This is a genomic window from Betaproteobacteria bacterium (assembly GCA_016194905.1).
In the GTDB taxonomy this organism is placed as follows: domain Bacteria; phylum Pseudomonadota; class Gammaproteobacteria; order Burkholderiales; family JACQAP01; genus JACQAP01.
The window spans coordinates 229733-244701 of sequence record JACQAP010000019.1; the positions used below are offsets into that span (position 1 = coordinate 229733).

A 14969-nucleotide genomic window follows, 5' to 3' on the forward strand; every position below is an offset into this window, starting at 1 on the left:
GCAATGCCTGGAGTTCAAGCAGGGCAATGAGCAAATTTCTTCAAAGATTCCCCTCGTCCCTTATGGCCGAAGGCCGGTATCCAGCGAAGTCGGGCGCCCCTCGCCCCTCGCCCCTGGTCATTGCGATCCTTCTGATCGCAATGACCCTGTCTTCCTGCGGCTTCCAGCTTCGCGGCCAGGCTGCGATTCCTTATAAATCGCTGTTCGTCGAGACGATCGGTTATTCGACATTTGCCAATGATCTGGAGCGGGCCATCCGCTCCGGTAGCGAGACCAGAATCGCGCAGAATCGCAACGACGCGGAAGCAGTGCTCAAGATCATCGGTGAATCCCAGGAGAGATACATTCTTTCGCTGTCCGCCGGCGGCAAGGTGCGCGAATTCGAGTTGCGTTACAAGGTGGCTTACCGACTGACCGATCTCGCCGGCAACGATTTGGCGCCGCCGGGGGAGATCTTCCTGCGCAGGGACATGACTTACGACGATACCCAGGTACTCGCCAAGGAGTCGGAGGAAGCCCTTTTATACCGCGACATGAAGACAGATGCCGTGCAGCAGATGCTGCGCCGGCTGGCGGCAGCGAAACACGTCGGGTGACGCACGCGGCGCGGACGATATAATCCGCGCAAAGACAATCCGGATTTCTCCATGCCACCCGAAGGTTCAGTCGGCGTCGTCAGCCCGAAACTTGCCCGCTTCGAGGACCCGATCGCGCTCAACAGCGGCGCGTGGCTCGACGCGTACGAGCTTGCCTACGAAACCTATGGCACCCTCAATGCCGCGCGGAGCAACGCGGTGCTGGTCTGCCACGCGCTCAATGCTTCGCACCACGTCGCCGGCGTCTATGACGACGATCCCGCCAACCTCGGCTGGTGGGACAACCTGATCGGTCCGGGAAAGCCGGTCGACACCGACCGGTTCTTCGTGATCGGCGTCAACAACATCGGTGGTTGCCACGGCTCCACAGGACCCTCCAGCATCAATCCCGCGACCGGCAAGCCCTGGGGCGCCGATTTTCCGGTGGTCACGGTCGAGGACTGGGTGGAAGCGCAATCGCGGCTGGCCACCCGGCTCGGCATAGACCGGTTCGCCGCCGTCATGGGTGGCAGCCTGGGGGCGATGCAGGCGATGCAATGGGCCGTGAGCCAGCCCGCCCGTGTGGCACATTCGGTCGTGATCGCCGCCGCGCCGAAACTTTCGGCACAAAACATTGCGTTCAACGAGGTGGCGCGCCAGGCGATAACGACCGATCCGGACTTTCACGGTGGCAACTATTACTCGCAAGGCGTCGTGCCCAAGCGCGGGCTGCGTATCGCCCGCATGATCGGTCACATCACCTATCTTTCCGACGACGCAATGGCCGAGAAATTCGGCCGCGACCTGCGCGAGGGCGGCTTCAAATTCAATTTCGACGTCGAATTCCAGATCGAATCCTATCTGCGGTATCAGGCGGACAAGTTCGCGGAGCGCTTCGACGCCAACACTTACCTGCGCATTACCAAGGCACTCGATTATTTCGATCCGGCGGCAGCGCGAAACGGCAACCTGTCCGCTGCGCTCGAACCTGCGACCGCGAGTTTTCTGGTCGTGTCGTTCACCTCCGACTGGCGCTTCTCGCCGGCGCGTTCACGCGAGATCGTCAAGGCGCTGCTGGACAACCGGTTGAGCGTGAGCTACGCGGAAATCGATGCACCCCACGGCCACGACGCATTCCTGATGGACGATGCGCGCTATCACAATCTGATCCGCGCCTACTTCGACAATATCTTCCGGGAGGTGAGTACTTCATGACGATCCCCGGCGCCCCCGCATCGTTCTCCGCACGCCCGGATTTTGTCGCGATCGCGAAATGGATCAGGCCGAATGCCAAGGTGCTCGACCTGGGCTGCGGGGACGGCTCGCTGCTGCGTCATCTGCGAGAGGCGCGCGGCGTAACGGGTTACGGCATGGAGATCGACGACGCCAGGGTGCTGGCCTGCGTCAAGAGCGGCGTCAACGTTTTGCAGAACGACCTCGAGTCAGGGCTCTCCGGATTCGAGGACGGATCATTCGACTACGTGATCCTGTCGCAAACGCTGCAAGCGATTCGCCATACCGAGCGTATCGTCAACGAGATGCTGCGCGTCGGGCGCGAAGGCATCGTCACCTTTCCCAACTTCGGTTATTGGCGCCCCCGCCTGCAGGTCCTCTCGGGAAACATGCCGGTCTCCAAGGATCTGCCGTACGAGTGGTATGACACCCCCAATATCCACCTGTTCACGATCGACGATTTCGAGAAATTCTGCGTCAGCCATCGCATTCGCATTCTCGAAAGAAACGTGATGGTCGAGGGCCGCCCGGTCACCTGGATGCCCAACCTGCGCGGCTCGCTGGCGGTTTATCGTTTCGATCGGGCGGACCCGGTCACCTGATATCCCCCGCATGACGCCACCTTCCATGGCCTCGGCGCTTTTCACGCGCCGCATGCTGATCTGCGTGTTTACCGGCTTCAGTTCGGGATTGCCGCTCTACCTCCTTCTCAATCTGTTGCCGGCGTGGCTGCGTACCGAAGGCATCAATCTCAAGGTGATCGGCGCATTCGCGCTGATCCAGTTTCCCTACACCTGGAAATTCCTTTGGGCGCCGTTCCTGGACCGCTACGTGGTCCCCGCGCTCGGTCGCCGCCGAGGCTGGATGCTGCTGACGCAACTCGCGCTGATGGCGACGATCGCCTGGATGGGCACGCTCTCGCCGCACGACGAGTTGTCCTGGGTGATCTATGCGGCGATGGCGGTTGCCTTCCTCAGTGCCACCCAGGACATAGCGATCGACGCCTATCGCCGGGAATTGCTGTCGAATGCCGAACTGGGTCTGGGTAACGCGGTACACGTCAACGCGTATCGGATCGCGGGACTGATCCCGGGATCGTTGTCGCTGATTCTGGCCGATCACTTTGCCTGGCAGATCGTGTTTGCCGTCACCGCACTGTTCATGCTGCCGGGCATGGCGATGACGTTGATGGTGGCGGAGCCTGCCGTAGCGGCTGCGCTGCCGAAAACGCTGCGCGAAGCCGTGGTGGAACCGTTTTGCGAATTCATCGGCCGGGCTGGCGTGCGCAGCGCATTGCTGGTGCTGGGGTTCATCTTTCTCTATAAGCTCGGCGACAGCATGTGTACTGCGCTCGCCACGCCGTTTTACCTCGACATGGGTTTTTCGAAATCCGACATTGGCCTGATCGCGAAAAACGCCGGCCTGTGGCCGAGCGTAATCGGTGGATTGTTCGGCGGCTTGTGGATGCTGAAGCTGGGCATCAACCGTGGACTTTGGCTGTTCGGCGTAGTCCAGGTCGTGTCGATCCTCGGATTCGCGTGGTTGTCGCGCATCGGTCCGTTTACGGAAATCGGCGCGTCAGAGCGAACCGCGCTCGCGCTCGTGATCGGGTTCGAAGCACTTGGCGTCGGCTTGGGAGCCGCTGCGTTCGTGGCTTATATCGCGCGAGCCACCCATCCGGCCTATACCGCCACCCAGTTTGCGCTATTCACGAGCCTCGCCGCCGTGCCGCGCACTTTCCTCAATGCGACGACCGGATGGCTGGTCGAGCAACTCGGCTGGTTCGGTTTTTTCATGTTATGCGTGCTGTTCGCCTTGCCGGGAATGCTGCTGCTGTTCAAAGTCGCGCCGTGGAACGAAGATAGTCCGGCTCCCGGTCAGCGGGCGGGGAACGCGGCCCGGCCGTAGACGATCAAAGTGCGTAGTCGTAATCGATGCTCAGGGGAGCGTGGTCGGAAAAGCGTTCGGTTTTGTAGATCGCCGCTGCGGTCGCCTTAGTGGCGATGCCGGGCGTGGCAAGCTGGTAATCGATGCGCCAACCCACATTTTTTGCCCAGGCCTGGCCGCGATTCGACCACCAGGTGTATTGCTCGGCGCGGTCGTCGAGCTTGCGGAACACGTCCACGTAGCCGAGGTGGTCGATGACCCCGGAAAACCACTGACGTTCCTCGGGCAGGAAGCCGGAGTTTTTCTGGTTCGAGCGCCAGTTCTTGAGGTCGATCTCCTTGTGCGCGACGTTCCAGTCGCCGCAGATGACGATTTCGCGGCCGCAGTTTCCGAGCTTGTGCAGCGGATCGATGCAGCGCTGCATGAAGCTGAACTTGATCGCCAGTCGTTCCGGAGAACTCGATCCCGAAGGGACATAGAGCGATACGATGCTCAGATTGCCGAACTGGGCTTCGAGATAGCGGCCCTCGGCGTCGATGTCTGCAATGCCGATCCCGGCTACCAGGCGGTCGGGCTCTTTGCGGCAGTAGATGCCAACGCCGCTGTATCCGGGCCGGTCGGCGCAATGGAAATAGCCGTGGAATCCGTCCGGATTGCGAATCGCGTCGGTGAGATCTTTGTCCTGCGCCTTGAGTTCCTGCACGCAGACGACGTCCGCGCTCTGCTTCGCAAGCCAGCCGAGGAAGCCTTTATTGACGGCCGAACGTATGCCGTTTAGATTGAGAGTGACGATGCGCACGATAAGTCAATGAGTGATTTCAGGCAGGAGTTCATCGAATTCGCCGTGGCCCGCGGCGTTCTCTGTTTCGGCGAGTTCAAAACCAAGGCCGGGCGCCCGTCGCCGTACTTCTTCAACGCCGGCCTGTTCAACGACGGCGATGCGCTGCGACGGCTCGGGCAATTCTACGCGAAAGCCGTTCTGGCCGCGGATCCCGGCTTCGACGTCCTGTTCGGCCCGGCCTATAAAGGCATCCCGCTGGTGGCGGCGACTTCGGTGGCGCTTGCCGAATTTGGGCGAAATCTGCCGTTCTGCTTCAATCGCAAGGAAGCCAAGGATCACGGCGAAGGCGGGGTGACGGTCGGCGCACCCCTCAAAGGGCGGGTCCTGATCATTGACGACGTCATATCAGCCGGGACCTCGGTCCGGGAATCGGTGGACATCATCCGGGGTGCGGGCGCTCAGCCCGCCGGGGCGCTGATCGCCTTGGACCGCATGGAGCGCGGCACCGGCGCCCTTTCCGCCGTCCAGGAAGTCCGCAACCAGTTCGGCATTCCCGTCGTCAGCATCGCCACGCTGGACGATCTGGCGGCCTTTTTGCGCTCGCGCGGGGATATGGCACAGCAGTTGCACTCGGTGGAGCGATACCGCAAGGAGTATGGAGTGATTGCATGAAGCCGATAGTCGTTCTCGCCTGTTTAATTGCCGCCGTGCTAGCTCTTCCGGTGCACGCCGAGCAGGGGAACGCCCGCATGTACAAGTGCATCGATACCGCGGGAAAGGTGTACTACTCGGACAAGCTGAACCCGGATTGCGGCCAGAGCGTGGAGCTGAACCGCCAGGGCGTGGTCATGAAAAAGAAGGAGGTCGCCAAGCCCGGTCAGCCGCCCAAGGCCGACGTGACGGCAATAGCGAAAAGCACGCAGGAGCAGGAGCGGCGTGACCGTGCCCTGATGGCGACCTATACCAGTGAGGAAGAAATCGATGCTGCCCGCGATCGCAGCCTGGCCCTACCTGTGCAAGGGACTAAATCGATCGAGTCCAAGCTGGACAAGGTCAACCAGCAGTTGACCGAGTTGAAGAAACAGGCAGATGAGTTGGCGACGCAGAAAAAAACGTTGCCCGCCCATCTGCTGGAGGAAGTCAATGTCAGCCAGAAGGAAATTTCCGGGCTTGAGGCCGATCTCTCGCAGAGGAAAGTCCAGTCGGATTCGATTCGCGCCAGGTACGAAGCCGACAAGCAGCGTTTCCGCGAGTTGAAGGGCGCGGCCCCACAATAGTCAACCGAGCTTCTTCTTCAGTATTTCGTTGACCTGGGCGGGATTCGCCTTGCCTTGGCTTGCCTTCATGACCTGTCCGACCAGGGAATTGAAGGCCTTTTCCTTTCCACTGCGGTAGTCGGCAACCTGTTGCGCGTTGGCGGCGATCACTTCATCGACAATTTTCTCGATCGCACCAGCATCAGAAACCTGTTTCAGTCCTCGCGCCTCGATCGCACTATCGATTTCATCCGCTGGTCGGCAGGCTCTAGCATCTCGATCTGCATCCCAGAAACTGTTGAAGAGATCCCTCGCAGTTTTGGCGGCTATTGTCCCTTCATGCTCTCTAAGCACTAATCGTCCAAGCGTTTCCGGAGATATCCAGAACTGCCACGGCTCTCTCCCGTCTTCATTGAGCTTTCGAGAAACCTCGCCAACAACCCAATTTGCGACACGTTTTACGAACGCAAGGTTGGCCAGCAATGCGATCGGAAAATCAGTGTCACTGTTCCGGATACATGCGTTCTCAAAGAATAAAGACTTCTCACGAGTGCTTGTGAGTTGTGAAGCGACCGCCGCTGAAAGTCCGTAAAGTTTTTGATAGTTGGCAGCTATCTCCCATGGGAGTTCAGGTAAATCTGCCTTAATTTCATCCATCCATTCCGGTGCAATCTCCAGCGGCAACAGATCGGGGTCGGGGAAATAACGGTAGTCGTGTGCGTCCTCCTTGGTCCGCATTACGCGCGTTTGCCCGGCATCGGCATCGAACAACACGGTTGCCTGTTGAATCTTGCCGCCGTCCTCCAGTATCTCGATCTGCCATTTGATCTCGTACTCGATCGCCTGCTGCAGGAAGCGAAAGGAGTTCAGATTCTTGATCTCCCGGCGCGTGCCGAGCGGCGCACCGGGACGCCGCACCGAAACATTGGCGTCACAGCGGAACGAGCCTTCCTCCATATTGCCGTCGCAGATGTCGATCCAGGTCACCAACGAGTGCATTGCCTTGGCGTAGGCAACCGCCTCCTCTGCCGAGTGCATGACGGGCTCCGAGACAATTTCCAGCAGCGGCGTACCCGCGCGATTCAGGTCGATGCCGCTCATGCCCTCAAAATCCTCGTGCAGGGACTTGCCCGCATCTTCTTCCAGGTGCGCGCGCGTGAGTTGTATCTCGATTTCGCCACGCGTCGGGGAAACGATGGGGATTTTCCCTCCCTGCACGATGGGAATTTCGTACTGGCTGATCTGGTAGCCTTTGGGAAGATCGGGATAGAAATAATTCTTGCGCGCGAAAATCGAGCGGCGATTGATGGTGCCCCCGATCGCCAGTCCGAAGCGAATTGCGCGTTCGACTGCGCCCTTGTTCAGCACCGGCAGCACGCCGGGCAACGCCAAGTCCACGACGCTGGCCTGGGTGTTGGGTGCGGCACCAAACTGGGTCGATGCACTCGAAAAAATCTTCGATTGCGTCGACAACTGCGTGTGCGTCTCCAGTCCTATGACGACTTCCCAGTTCATAAGCTAGCGCAGGGCCGGGGGCCGAGGGATGCCCACGGGGTACTGGCCTTCGGCCATAAGGGGCAAAGGTAAATAAATAGCCATCTCCTAGATTCCTGCCGGCGTACGCCTGTGCCAGTCGGTCGCTTGCTGATATTGGTGCGCGATGCCGAGCAATTTCGCTTCCTCGAAATAGTTCGCCATGAGTTGCAGCCCGACCGGACGGTTCTTCGCGCCGAAGCCGCAGGGTATGCTCATGCCTGGTATGCCCGCTAGGCTGCCGGGAATCGTGTAAAGATCCGACAGGTACATGGCGACGGGATCCGCCGCCTTCTCGCCAAAACCGAACGCGACGCTGGTGGTCACCGGGCCGGCGATTACGTCGCATTGGCGGAATGCCTGCTGAAATTCATCGGCGATGATCCGGCGTACCTTCTGCGCCTGGATATAGTAGGCGTCGTAGTAGCCGTGCGACAGTACATAAGCGCCGATGAGGATCCGGCGCCGGGGTTCGGGTCCGAAGCCTTCCGCTCGCGATTTCTTGATCATGTCGTCGAGGTCTCCGTACTGGGCGGCACGATGGCCGTAGCGCACACCATCGAAGCGGCTCAGGTTGGATGAACACTCCGCCGGCGCGATGACGTAATAGACCGGGATGCCGAGTGCCGCGTTCGGCAGCGAAATATCCACCAGCTCCACGCCCAGCCTGACGTATTCCTGGAGTGCCTCGCGCACCGCCTTCTCGACGTCCGGTTGCAATCCGTCACCGAAGAATTCTTTGGGCACGCCGATGCGCAAGCCCTTTACGCCGCGCTTCAGGTCGCGGGTGTAGTCCTCGCCTGCGCGGTCCACGCTGGTCGAATCCTTCGGGTCGAAACCCAGCATGGCATTGAAGATCAGCGCGGCGTCTTCCGCAGAACGGGTCATGATGCCGGCCTGGTCCAGGCTGGAAGCGAACGCGATCATGCCCCAGCGCGACGCGCGCCCATAAGTCGGCTTGATGCCGGTGACCCCGGAGAATGCCGCTGGTTCGCGGATCGAGCCGCCGGTGTCGGTCGCCGTCGCGGCGGGCGCGATGCGCGCCGCCACCGCCGCAGCGGAGCCGCCGGAACTCCCCCCGGGAACGGCGGTCTTGTCCCAGGGGTTCAACACGTTGCCGTAGTAGCTGTTCTCGTTCGACGAGCCCATCGCGAACTCGTCGCAGTTGAGCTTGCCGAGCGAAACCATGCCGGCTTTGGCTAGGTTGTCGACGACAGTTGCGTCAAACGGGCTCATGTAGCCCTTGAGCATGCGCGACGAAGCGGTCGACGCGAAGTCGCGCGTGACGAAAATGTCCTTGTGAGCAATCGGCACACCGGTGAGCGGCGTGGCCTCGCCGCGGGCGATGCGCGCGTCGGCAGCCCGGGCCTGTACCAGCGTGACTTCCGGGCGCACGTCCAGAAAGGCGTTCAGTTCTTTGTGGCGTTCGATGCGATCGAGGTACAGCTTCGCGAGTTCGCCCGCCGAGACTTGTTTGGCGGACAGCGCGCGACCGAGTTCGGCCACCGATTTCTCGAACATCCGGTACCCCTACTCGATTACGCGGGGCACGAGGAACAGTCCGTCCTGCCTGGCGGGGGCGTTCTTCATGTTGGCTTCGCGGTCGGGTTTGTCGCTCGCCAGATCCTCGCGCAGGCGCTGGCTGCCCCCGAGCGGATGCGACATCGGCTCGATGCCGGTGGTGTTTACCGATTGCAGTTGCTCGATCAGCCGGAAAATCCCGTTCAGCTGTATAAGCGTCTGTTCGGTTTCCGCCTCGGTGATCTCGATACGTGCGAGATGGGCAATGCGCTTGACGTCGCTGGAAGTGAGTGGCATTTCCGGAAATCTTTTGGTCGGTTGCAGCGGGTTCGGGCGCGGGATTTTCGGGCATTGTCGTCCATACCGGACACCCCCTGACTTCTCCCGCTTTTTGTTAACCGCAGCAGAGCGATAGGGTATCATACGGCATTCATTTTCCGCACTGCGGCAACACATCGGATCAAGTCATGTTCGGATTTCTAAACGGTTACTTTTCCAACGATCTGGCAATCGACCTTGGCACGGCCAATACGCTGATCTATGTTCGCGGCAAGGGCATCGTCCTCAACGAACCCTCAGTGGTGGCGATCCGGCAGGAGGGTGGCCCGAACGGCAAGAAGGTGATCCAGGAAGTGGGCCTCGCCGCAAAGCAGATGCTCGGCCGTACGCCCGGCAACATTACCGCGATCCGGCCGATGAAAGACGGCGTGATCGCCGACTTCACCGTCACCGAGCAGATGCTCAAGCAGTTCATCAAGAAGGTCCACGACTCCCGCCTGTTCTCGCCCAGCCCGCGCATCGTCATCTGCGTACCCTGCGGTTCGACCCAGGTCGAGCGCCGTGCAATCCGCGAATCGGCTTACGGCGCCGGCGCGCGCAAAGTCGAGCTGATCGAGGAACCCATGGCCGCGGCGATCGGCGCCGGTCTGCCGGTCGAGGAAGCCACTGGCTCAATGGTAGTGGATATCGGCGGTGGCACCACGGAAGTGGGTGTGATCTCGCTCGGCGGCATCGTCTATTCCGGGTCGGTGCGGGTCGGCGGTGACAAGTTCGACGAGGCGATCATCAACTACATTCGCCGCAACTACGGCATGCTGATCGGGGAAACCACCGCCGAGGAAATCAAGAAGGAGATCGGCTCCGCTTTCCCCGGTTCGGAAGTTCGCGAGAAGGAGGTAAAAGGCCGCAACCTTGCGGAAGGCATTCCGCGCAGCTTCACCATCTCGAGCAACGAAATCCTGGAAGCGCTGACCGACCCGCTCAACAGCATCGTCAGCGCGGTCAAGTCGGCGCTCGAACAGACGCCCCCCGAACTCGGCGCGGACATTGCGGAAAAAGGCATGGTGCTCACCGGGGGCGGCGCGCTGCTGCGCGATATCGATCGCCTGCTGATGGAAGAAACCGGGCTGCCGGTGATTGTCGCCGACGATCCGCTGACTTGCGTGGTGCGTGGCTCCGGCCGTGCGCTGGAAAAAGTCGACAAACTGGCGACCATCTTCACGAACGACTGACAGGGGTGAGGCACTGGGCGTGAGGCGTCATTTAGCGGGCTTCGGGGCTGCCGCCATCCCCTGGCTCCGGTTACCCCTCAAGGGCACCCGTCGGGCGGGTATTGAAAAGAAGGTATCCGAAAAGAACCCCCGCCGCTAGATGGAATACACGCCGCCGCCATTCTTCAAGCGAGGCCCCAGCCTCCTTGCCCGCCTCGGTTTCTTCGCCCTCCTGTCCCTGATCCTGCTGTACGCCGACGCCCGCTTCCACTACATGGAAGCCATGCGCAAGGTCATCGCCGTCGTCCTCTATCCTTTGCAGGAGTTTGCCGATGCGCCCGGCCAGGCCGCTTCGCGCATCAGCAACTTCTTCGTATCCCAGTCTTACCTGCAGCGCGAGAACGACCGCCTGTCGCACGAAAATTTCCTCCATGCCGCACAACTTCAATCGCAGCAGGCGTTGATCGCCGAAAACCAGCACCTGCGCCAATTGCTGGAAATGCAGGAGCGCGCCGAGCAGACGTCCACGGCGGCCGAAATTCTTTATGTGGGCCGCGATCCGTTCAGCCGCAAGGTCATTATCGACAAGGGTTCTTCGCAGGATATCGAGGAAGGCGCCGCCGTCGTGGACGATACGGGACTCATCGGACAGGTCACCCGCACTTTTCCATGGACTGCCGAAGTCGCGCTGATAACCGACCGCGAGCAGGTGGTTCCCGTCCAAGTGGTGCGCAACGGACTTCGTGCGGTCGTGTTCGGGATCGGCTACGACGGCGCCCTCGATCTGCGCTTCATGCCGGTCAACACGGACGTCGAGAACGGCGACGTGCTGGTCACTTCAGGCATCGACGGAGTCTATCCGCCCGGCCTGCCGGTCGCGGTGGTGTCGAACATCGAGCGCAACGCCGCCTATCCGTTCGCCAAGATCACCTGCACCCCGGCTGCAGGGGCGAATCGCAACCGGCAAGTGTTGGTGATGTCCCGGCTGGCACCGTTGCCCGAGTATCCGGCAGCGCCTGATACCAGGAAAACCGGCAAGGCCAAGAAAGCGAGGAAAGGCGGATGATGCGTTCGCCGATGTTCGGCAAGCTGAGCGGCAGCGAAGAGATCCTCCTGCCGGTGAAGCCGCTCTACATAACGGTCACGCTGTTCGTCGCGCTGATGATCAATCTTCTGCCGCTGACGGGCTTGGTGCTGGGGTTGCGTCCGGACTTCGTTGCGCTCGTGCTGCTCTACTGGGGCATTCACCAGCCGCGCAAGATCGGATTCCTGCCGGCGTGGCTGCTGGGTTTGGCGATGGACGTTGCCGACGGCAGTCTGTTCGGCCAGCATGCTCTCGCCTACGCGGTGATGATGTTTGCCGCGATCGCCCTGCATCGGCGCGTGTCGATGTTCGACATGCGCCACCAGATTCTGCATGTTCTGCCGATCCTGCTGATCATGCAGCTGATTGTGCTGGGTGTTCGCCAGGCGGCCGGCGGCGATTTTCCCGACTGGTGGTATTTCCTGTCCAGCATCACCGGCGCGCTGCTATGGCCGGCGACCGACCTGCTGCTGAAGATCCCCCTGCGCCAGCGCACTGATCCGGACGAGGCGTGAACGGTCGCATAACCATGCTGGCCTGGTCCGCCGTGCGATGAATCGAACCGTTGAGCTTCGCGATCACCAGCGCGAGCTGTACTACTTCCAGTTGCGGCTGGCAATCGTCGGCGGTGCGGTGCTGTGCGCCTTCTTCGTCCTGCTGGTACGTTTCTTCTATGTGCAGGTGATCCAACACGAGTACTACCACACGCTCGCCGAACAGAACCGCATCTTCATCGTTCCAGTGGTGCCAAATCGTGGGCTCATCCTGGACCGCAACGGCGTCGTGCTCGCGCACAACTTTGCCGCCTATACCCTGGAGATAACGCCCTCGCTGGTCGGCGACCTCGAACAGACCATCATGGATCTGTCCGGGCTGGTGGAGATCACGCCGAAAGACCGCAAACGCTTCCAGAAACTGCTCGAAGAGGGGCACGATTTCGCCAGCATCCCGATCCGCACGCGCCTGAACGACGAGGAAGCGGCGCGCTTTGCGGTGAACAACTACCGGTTTCCCGGCGTGGAGATCAATGCCCGGCTATTCCGTCATTACCCGAATGCCGAGATCGCTTCGCATGTCGTCGGCTACATCGGGCGCATTAGCGACAATGACGTCGATAAACTGCGTAACCAGGGCACGGCCGCCAACTACAGCGCGTCCGATTACATCGGTAAGGTCGGATTGGAGCAGCGCTACGAGACGGAATTGCGCGGGGTTACCGGTTACGAACATGTCGAGACCGACGCCAACGGTAAATCAGTACGAACCCTGCGCAGCATTCTTCCGGTTTCGGGCAACAATCTCACGCTGGCACTCGATGCGAGGCTGCAGCAGGTGGCCGAGCAGGCGTTCGGCGAGCATCGCGGATCGCTGGTGGCCATCGAGCCCTCGACCGGCGGGGTGCTGGCGCTGGTGTCCAAGCCCGGGTTCGACCCGAACCTGTTCGTCGAGGGCATCGATCCGCAGAACTGGGATGCGCTCAACAACTCGCCCGACCATCCGCTCAACAACCGCGCGCTGCAGGGAGTGTATCCGCCGGGGTCGACGTTCAAACCGTTCATGGCGCTGACCGGCCTCGAACTGGGCAAGCGCAAGCCGGGCTTCACCATCAGCGATCCGGGCTACTTCGTGTTGAGCGGGGGAGGCGGCCACGTCTACCGTGACTGGAAAGCCGGCGGCCACGGCATGGTGGACCTGCACAAGGCCATCGTGCAGTCCTGCGACACCTATTTCTACGGACTGGCGCAGGATCTCGGCATCGATGCGATCCACCAGTTCATCGGCCAGTTCGGCTTCGGCAAGTTCACCGGCATCGACATCGACGGGGAGGTGGACGGCCTGCTGCCTTCGCAGGAATGGAAGCAGAAGCGCTTTCAGCAGAAGTGGTTCGTCGGCGACACCATCTCGATCGGCGTCGGGCAGGGCTATATGCTCGCCACGCCGCTGCAACTCGCTTTTGCCACGGCGATTCTCGCCAACGACGGCCGCGTGTTCCGCCCGCATGTGGTCAGGCAGATCCAGGACAGCCAGACCGATGCCATTACGATCATCGAGCCGCAGCCGCGAGCGGAAATTCCGCTCTCGACCGAAAACGTCAAGCGCGTGCGCGATGCGATGATCGACGTTACCAGGCCCGGCGGCACGGCGGCATGGGCGGGCCTGAACGCGAAGTATCTTTTTGCCGGCAAGACCGGCACCGCGCAGGTCATCGGCATGAAAGGCCAGAAGTACGAGGAGAGCAAAGTCAACGAACGCCATCGCGATCACGCTCTGTTCATCGCCTACGCGCCGGCGGATGATCCCAAGATCGCGCTGGCGATCCTGGTGGAAAACGGCGGTCACGGCGCCAGCACGGCAGCGCCGATCGCGCGTCAGGTGCTGGACTACTATCTGCTCGGCAAGGAGCCGCCGCCGCCCAAGCCGATCGCCAAGGAAGAGGAACAGGAGAATGATTAACCGACTGCTGGCCTACCTGGTCAAGCACATCGACCGTTATCTGATGGGACTGGTGGCGGCGTTGCTGGTGATGGGACTGATCACATTGTTCAGCGCCTCGGGTGAAAGCTTCGAGCGGGTGACCGGCCAGATCATCAATATCTGTGCGGCACTGACCATCATGTGGATTGCCGCCAATGTCCCGCTGCATTACCTGTCGCGGATAGCGTTACCGCTGTACGTAGTCGGCCTGGTCCTTCTGGTCGGGGTGGCGGTCGCCGGAGAAGTGGTCAACGGCGCGCGCCGCTGGCTCAATCTCGGATTCACGCGCATTCAGCCATCGGAACTGATGAAAATTGCGGTCCCGCTGCTGCTGGCATGGTATTTCGATCGCTATGAAGCGATCCTGAAGACGCGCAACTTCGTCCTCGGTGCAGTGCTCGTCATCGTGCCGGTGCTGCTCATCGCACGACAGCCCGATCTCGGCACCGCTTTGCTGGTGACCGCCGCGGGATTCTACGTGCTCTTCCTGGCCGGGCTGTCCTGGAAAATTCTGGTTGGACTTGGGCTGGTGGGGGGCGCCAGCCTGCCTTTTCTGTGGTCGATGCTGCACGATTACCAGCGCCAGCGCGTATTGACGCTGCTTGATCCTTCCCAGGACCCGCTCGGTGCCGGCTATCACACGATCCAGTCGACCATCGCGCTCGGATCGGGCGGATTTTTCGGCAAAGGGTGGTTGAACGGAACCCAGGCCCACCTCGACTTCCTGCCGGAGCGAACCACCGACTTCATTTTCGCGGTGTATGCCGAAGAGTTCGGCATGGTCGGGAATCTGGTGTTGATGGTGCTGTTCCTGCTGGTGATCGGCCGCGGTCTGGTCATCGCTGCCAACGCGCCCACATTGTTTACCCGGTTGCTCGCAGGCGCGATCACACTGACATTCTTCACCTACGCGTTCGTCAACATGGGCATGGTCAGCGGAATCCTGCCGGTGGTCGGCGTGCCGTTGCCGCTGATCAGCTACGGCGGTACCTCGCTCGTAACCATACTATTTGGCATTGGATTGCTGATGAGTATCCATACGCATCGAAGGCTGGTACAGACCTAGGACTCGGGACTCAGGGCTGAGGACTCAGTGAAAAGCAAACATCAAAAATGCGCAATCCGCATGCATTC

The 14969-nt window shown here is 60.9% G+C and carries 15 protein-coding genes; 11 read left to right on the plus strand and 4 right to left on the minus strand.

Annotated features, from left to right (window positions below; all coding sequences use genetic code 11):
- Positions 1-62: 62 nt before the first annotated feature.
- Genes HY067_12475 through HY067_12490 form a run of 4 tightly spaced genes read left to right on the plus strand, consistent with a single transcriptional unit; the run spans position 63 to position 3716 of the window.
- A complete protein-coding gene (locus HY067_12475) occupies positions 63-596 on the plus strand; it encodes a hypothetical protein (GenBank protein ID MBI3528772.1) in 534 nt (177 codons plus the stop codon).
- A gap of 51 nt (positions 597-647) precedes the next feature.
- A complete protein-coding gene (locus tag HY067_12480) occupies positions 648-1790 on the plus strand; it encodes a homoserine O-acetyltransferase (protein ID MBI3528773.1) in 1143 nt (380 codons plus the stop codon).
- On the plus strand, positions 1787-2410 hold the full coding sequence (metW, locus tag HY067_12485; protein MBI3528774.1) for a methionine biosynthesis protein MetW: 624 nt from the start codon (positions 1787-1789) through the stop codon (positions 2408-2410). Before HY067_12480 ends, metW begins: the two co-directional genes overlap by 4 nt.
- Before the next feature lie 10 nt (positions 2411-2420).
- Entirely contained in the window at positions 2421-3716 is a 1296-nt protein-coding gene (locus HY067_12490) for an AmpG family muropeptide MFS transporter (protein ID MBI3528775.1), read from the plus strand.
- A 4-nt stretch (positions 3717-3720) separates the two neighbouring features.
- Here the strand turns inward: HY067_12490 and xth are convergent, their stop codons facing one another.
- Positions 3721-4494: an exodeoxyribonuclease III gene (xth, locus tag HY067_12495; GenBank protein MBI3528776.1), complete on the minus strand. Its 774-nt coding sequence runs from the start codon at positions 4492-4494 to the stop codon at positions 3721-3723.
- 9 nt (positions 4495-4503) lie between these two features.
- Here xth and pyrE point away from each other — a divergent pair, with 9 nt between their 5' ends.
- Together pyrE and HY067_12505 are read left to right on the plus strand one after the other, a co-directional pair.
- Positions 4504-5148, plus strand: coding sequence for an orotate phosphoribosyltransferase (pyrE, locus tag HY067_12500; GenBank protein MBI3528777.1), 645 nt, complete (start codon positions 4504-4506; stop codon positions 5146-5148).
- The gene (locus HY067_12505) at positions 5145-5753 is read left to right on the plus strand and encodes a hypothetical protein (protein ID MBI3528778.1); all 609 of its coding nucleotides are present in this window, start codon (positions 5145-5147) and stop codon (positions 5751-5753) included. Before pyrE ends, HY067_12505 begins: the two co-directional genes overlap by 4 nt.
- Here the strand turns inward: HY067_12505 and gatB are convergent, their stop codons facing one another.
- From gatB to gatC, 3 genes are all read right to left on the minus strand, one after another.
- A complete protein-coding gene (gene gatB / locus HY067_12510) occupies positions 5754-7247 on the minus strand; it encodes an Asp-tRNA(Asn)/Glu-tRNA(Gln) amidotransferase subunit GatB (protein ID MBI3528779.1) in 1494 nt (497 codons plus the stop codon).
- Positions 7248-7334: 87 nt separating this feature from the next.
- Positions 7335-8786, minus strand: coding sequence for an Asp-tRNA(Asn)/Glu-tRNA(Gln) amidotransferase subunit GatA (gene gatA, locus HY067_12515; protein ID MBI3528780.1), 1452 nt, complete (start codon positions 8784-8786; stop codon positions 7335-7337).
- 9 nt (positions 8787-8795) lie between these two features.
- Positions 8796-9083 carry an Asp-tRNA(Asn)/Glu-tRNA(Gln) amidotransferase subunit GatC gene (gene gatC / locus HY067_12520; GenBank protein ID MBI3528781.1) on the minus strand — a complete coding sequence of 96 codons (288 nt, stop codon included), beginning with the start codon at positions 9081-9083 and terminating at the stop codon, positions 8796-8798.
- A gap of 170 nt (positions 9084-9253) precedes the next feature.
- On the opposite strand from gatC, the gene HY067_12525 reads away from it, so the two are divergent.
- The 5 genes from HY067_12525 to rodA all read left to right on the plus strand — a co-directional run bounded on the left by HY067_12525 (position 9254) and on the right by rodA (position 14901).
- On the plus strand, positions 9254-10297 hold the full coding sequence (locus tag HY067_12525) for a rod shape-determining protein (protein ID MBI3528782.1): 1044 nt from the start codon (positions 9254-9256) through the stop codon (positions 10295-10297).
- 139 nt (positions 10298-10436) lie between these two features.
- Entirely contained in the window at positions 10437-11342 is a 906-nt protein-coding gene (mreC, locus tag HY067_12530; protein MBI3528783.1) for a rod shape-determining protein MreC, read from the plus strand.
- 11 nt (positions 11343-11353) lie between these two features.
- Complete coding sequence (mreD, locus tag HY067_12535) at positions 11354-11875, plus strand: rod shape-determining protein MreD (protein ID MBI3528784.1); 522 nt, start codon at positions 11354-11356, stop codon at positions 11873-11875.
- Positions 11876-11912: 37 nt separating this feature from the next.
- Positions 11913-13814, plus strand: a complete 1902-nt coding sequence (mrdA, locus tag HY067_12540) for a penicillin-binding protein 2 (protein ID MBI3528785.1) — start codon at positions 11913-11915, stop codon at positions 13812-13814.
- Positions 13807-14901 carry a rod shape-determining protein RodA gene (gene rodA / locus HY067_12545; GenBank protein ID MBI3528786.1) on the plus strand — a complete coding sequence of 365 codons (1095 nt, stop codon included), beginning with the start codon at positions 13807-13809 and terminating at the stop codon, positions 14899-14901. Before mrdA ends, rodA begins: the two co-directional genes overlap by 8 nt.
- The last annotated feature ends 68 nt before the right edge of the window (positions 14902-14969 follow it).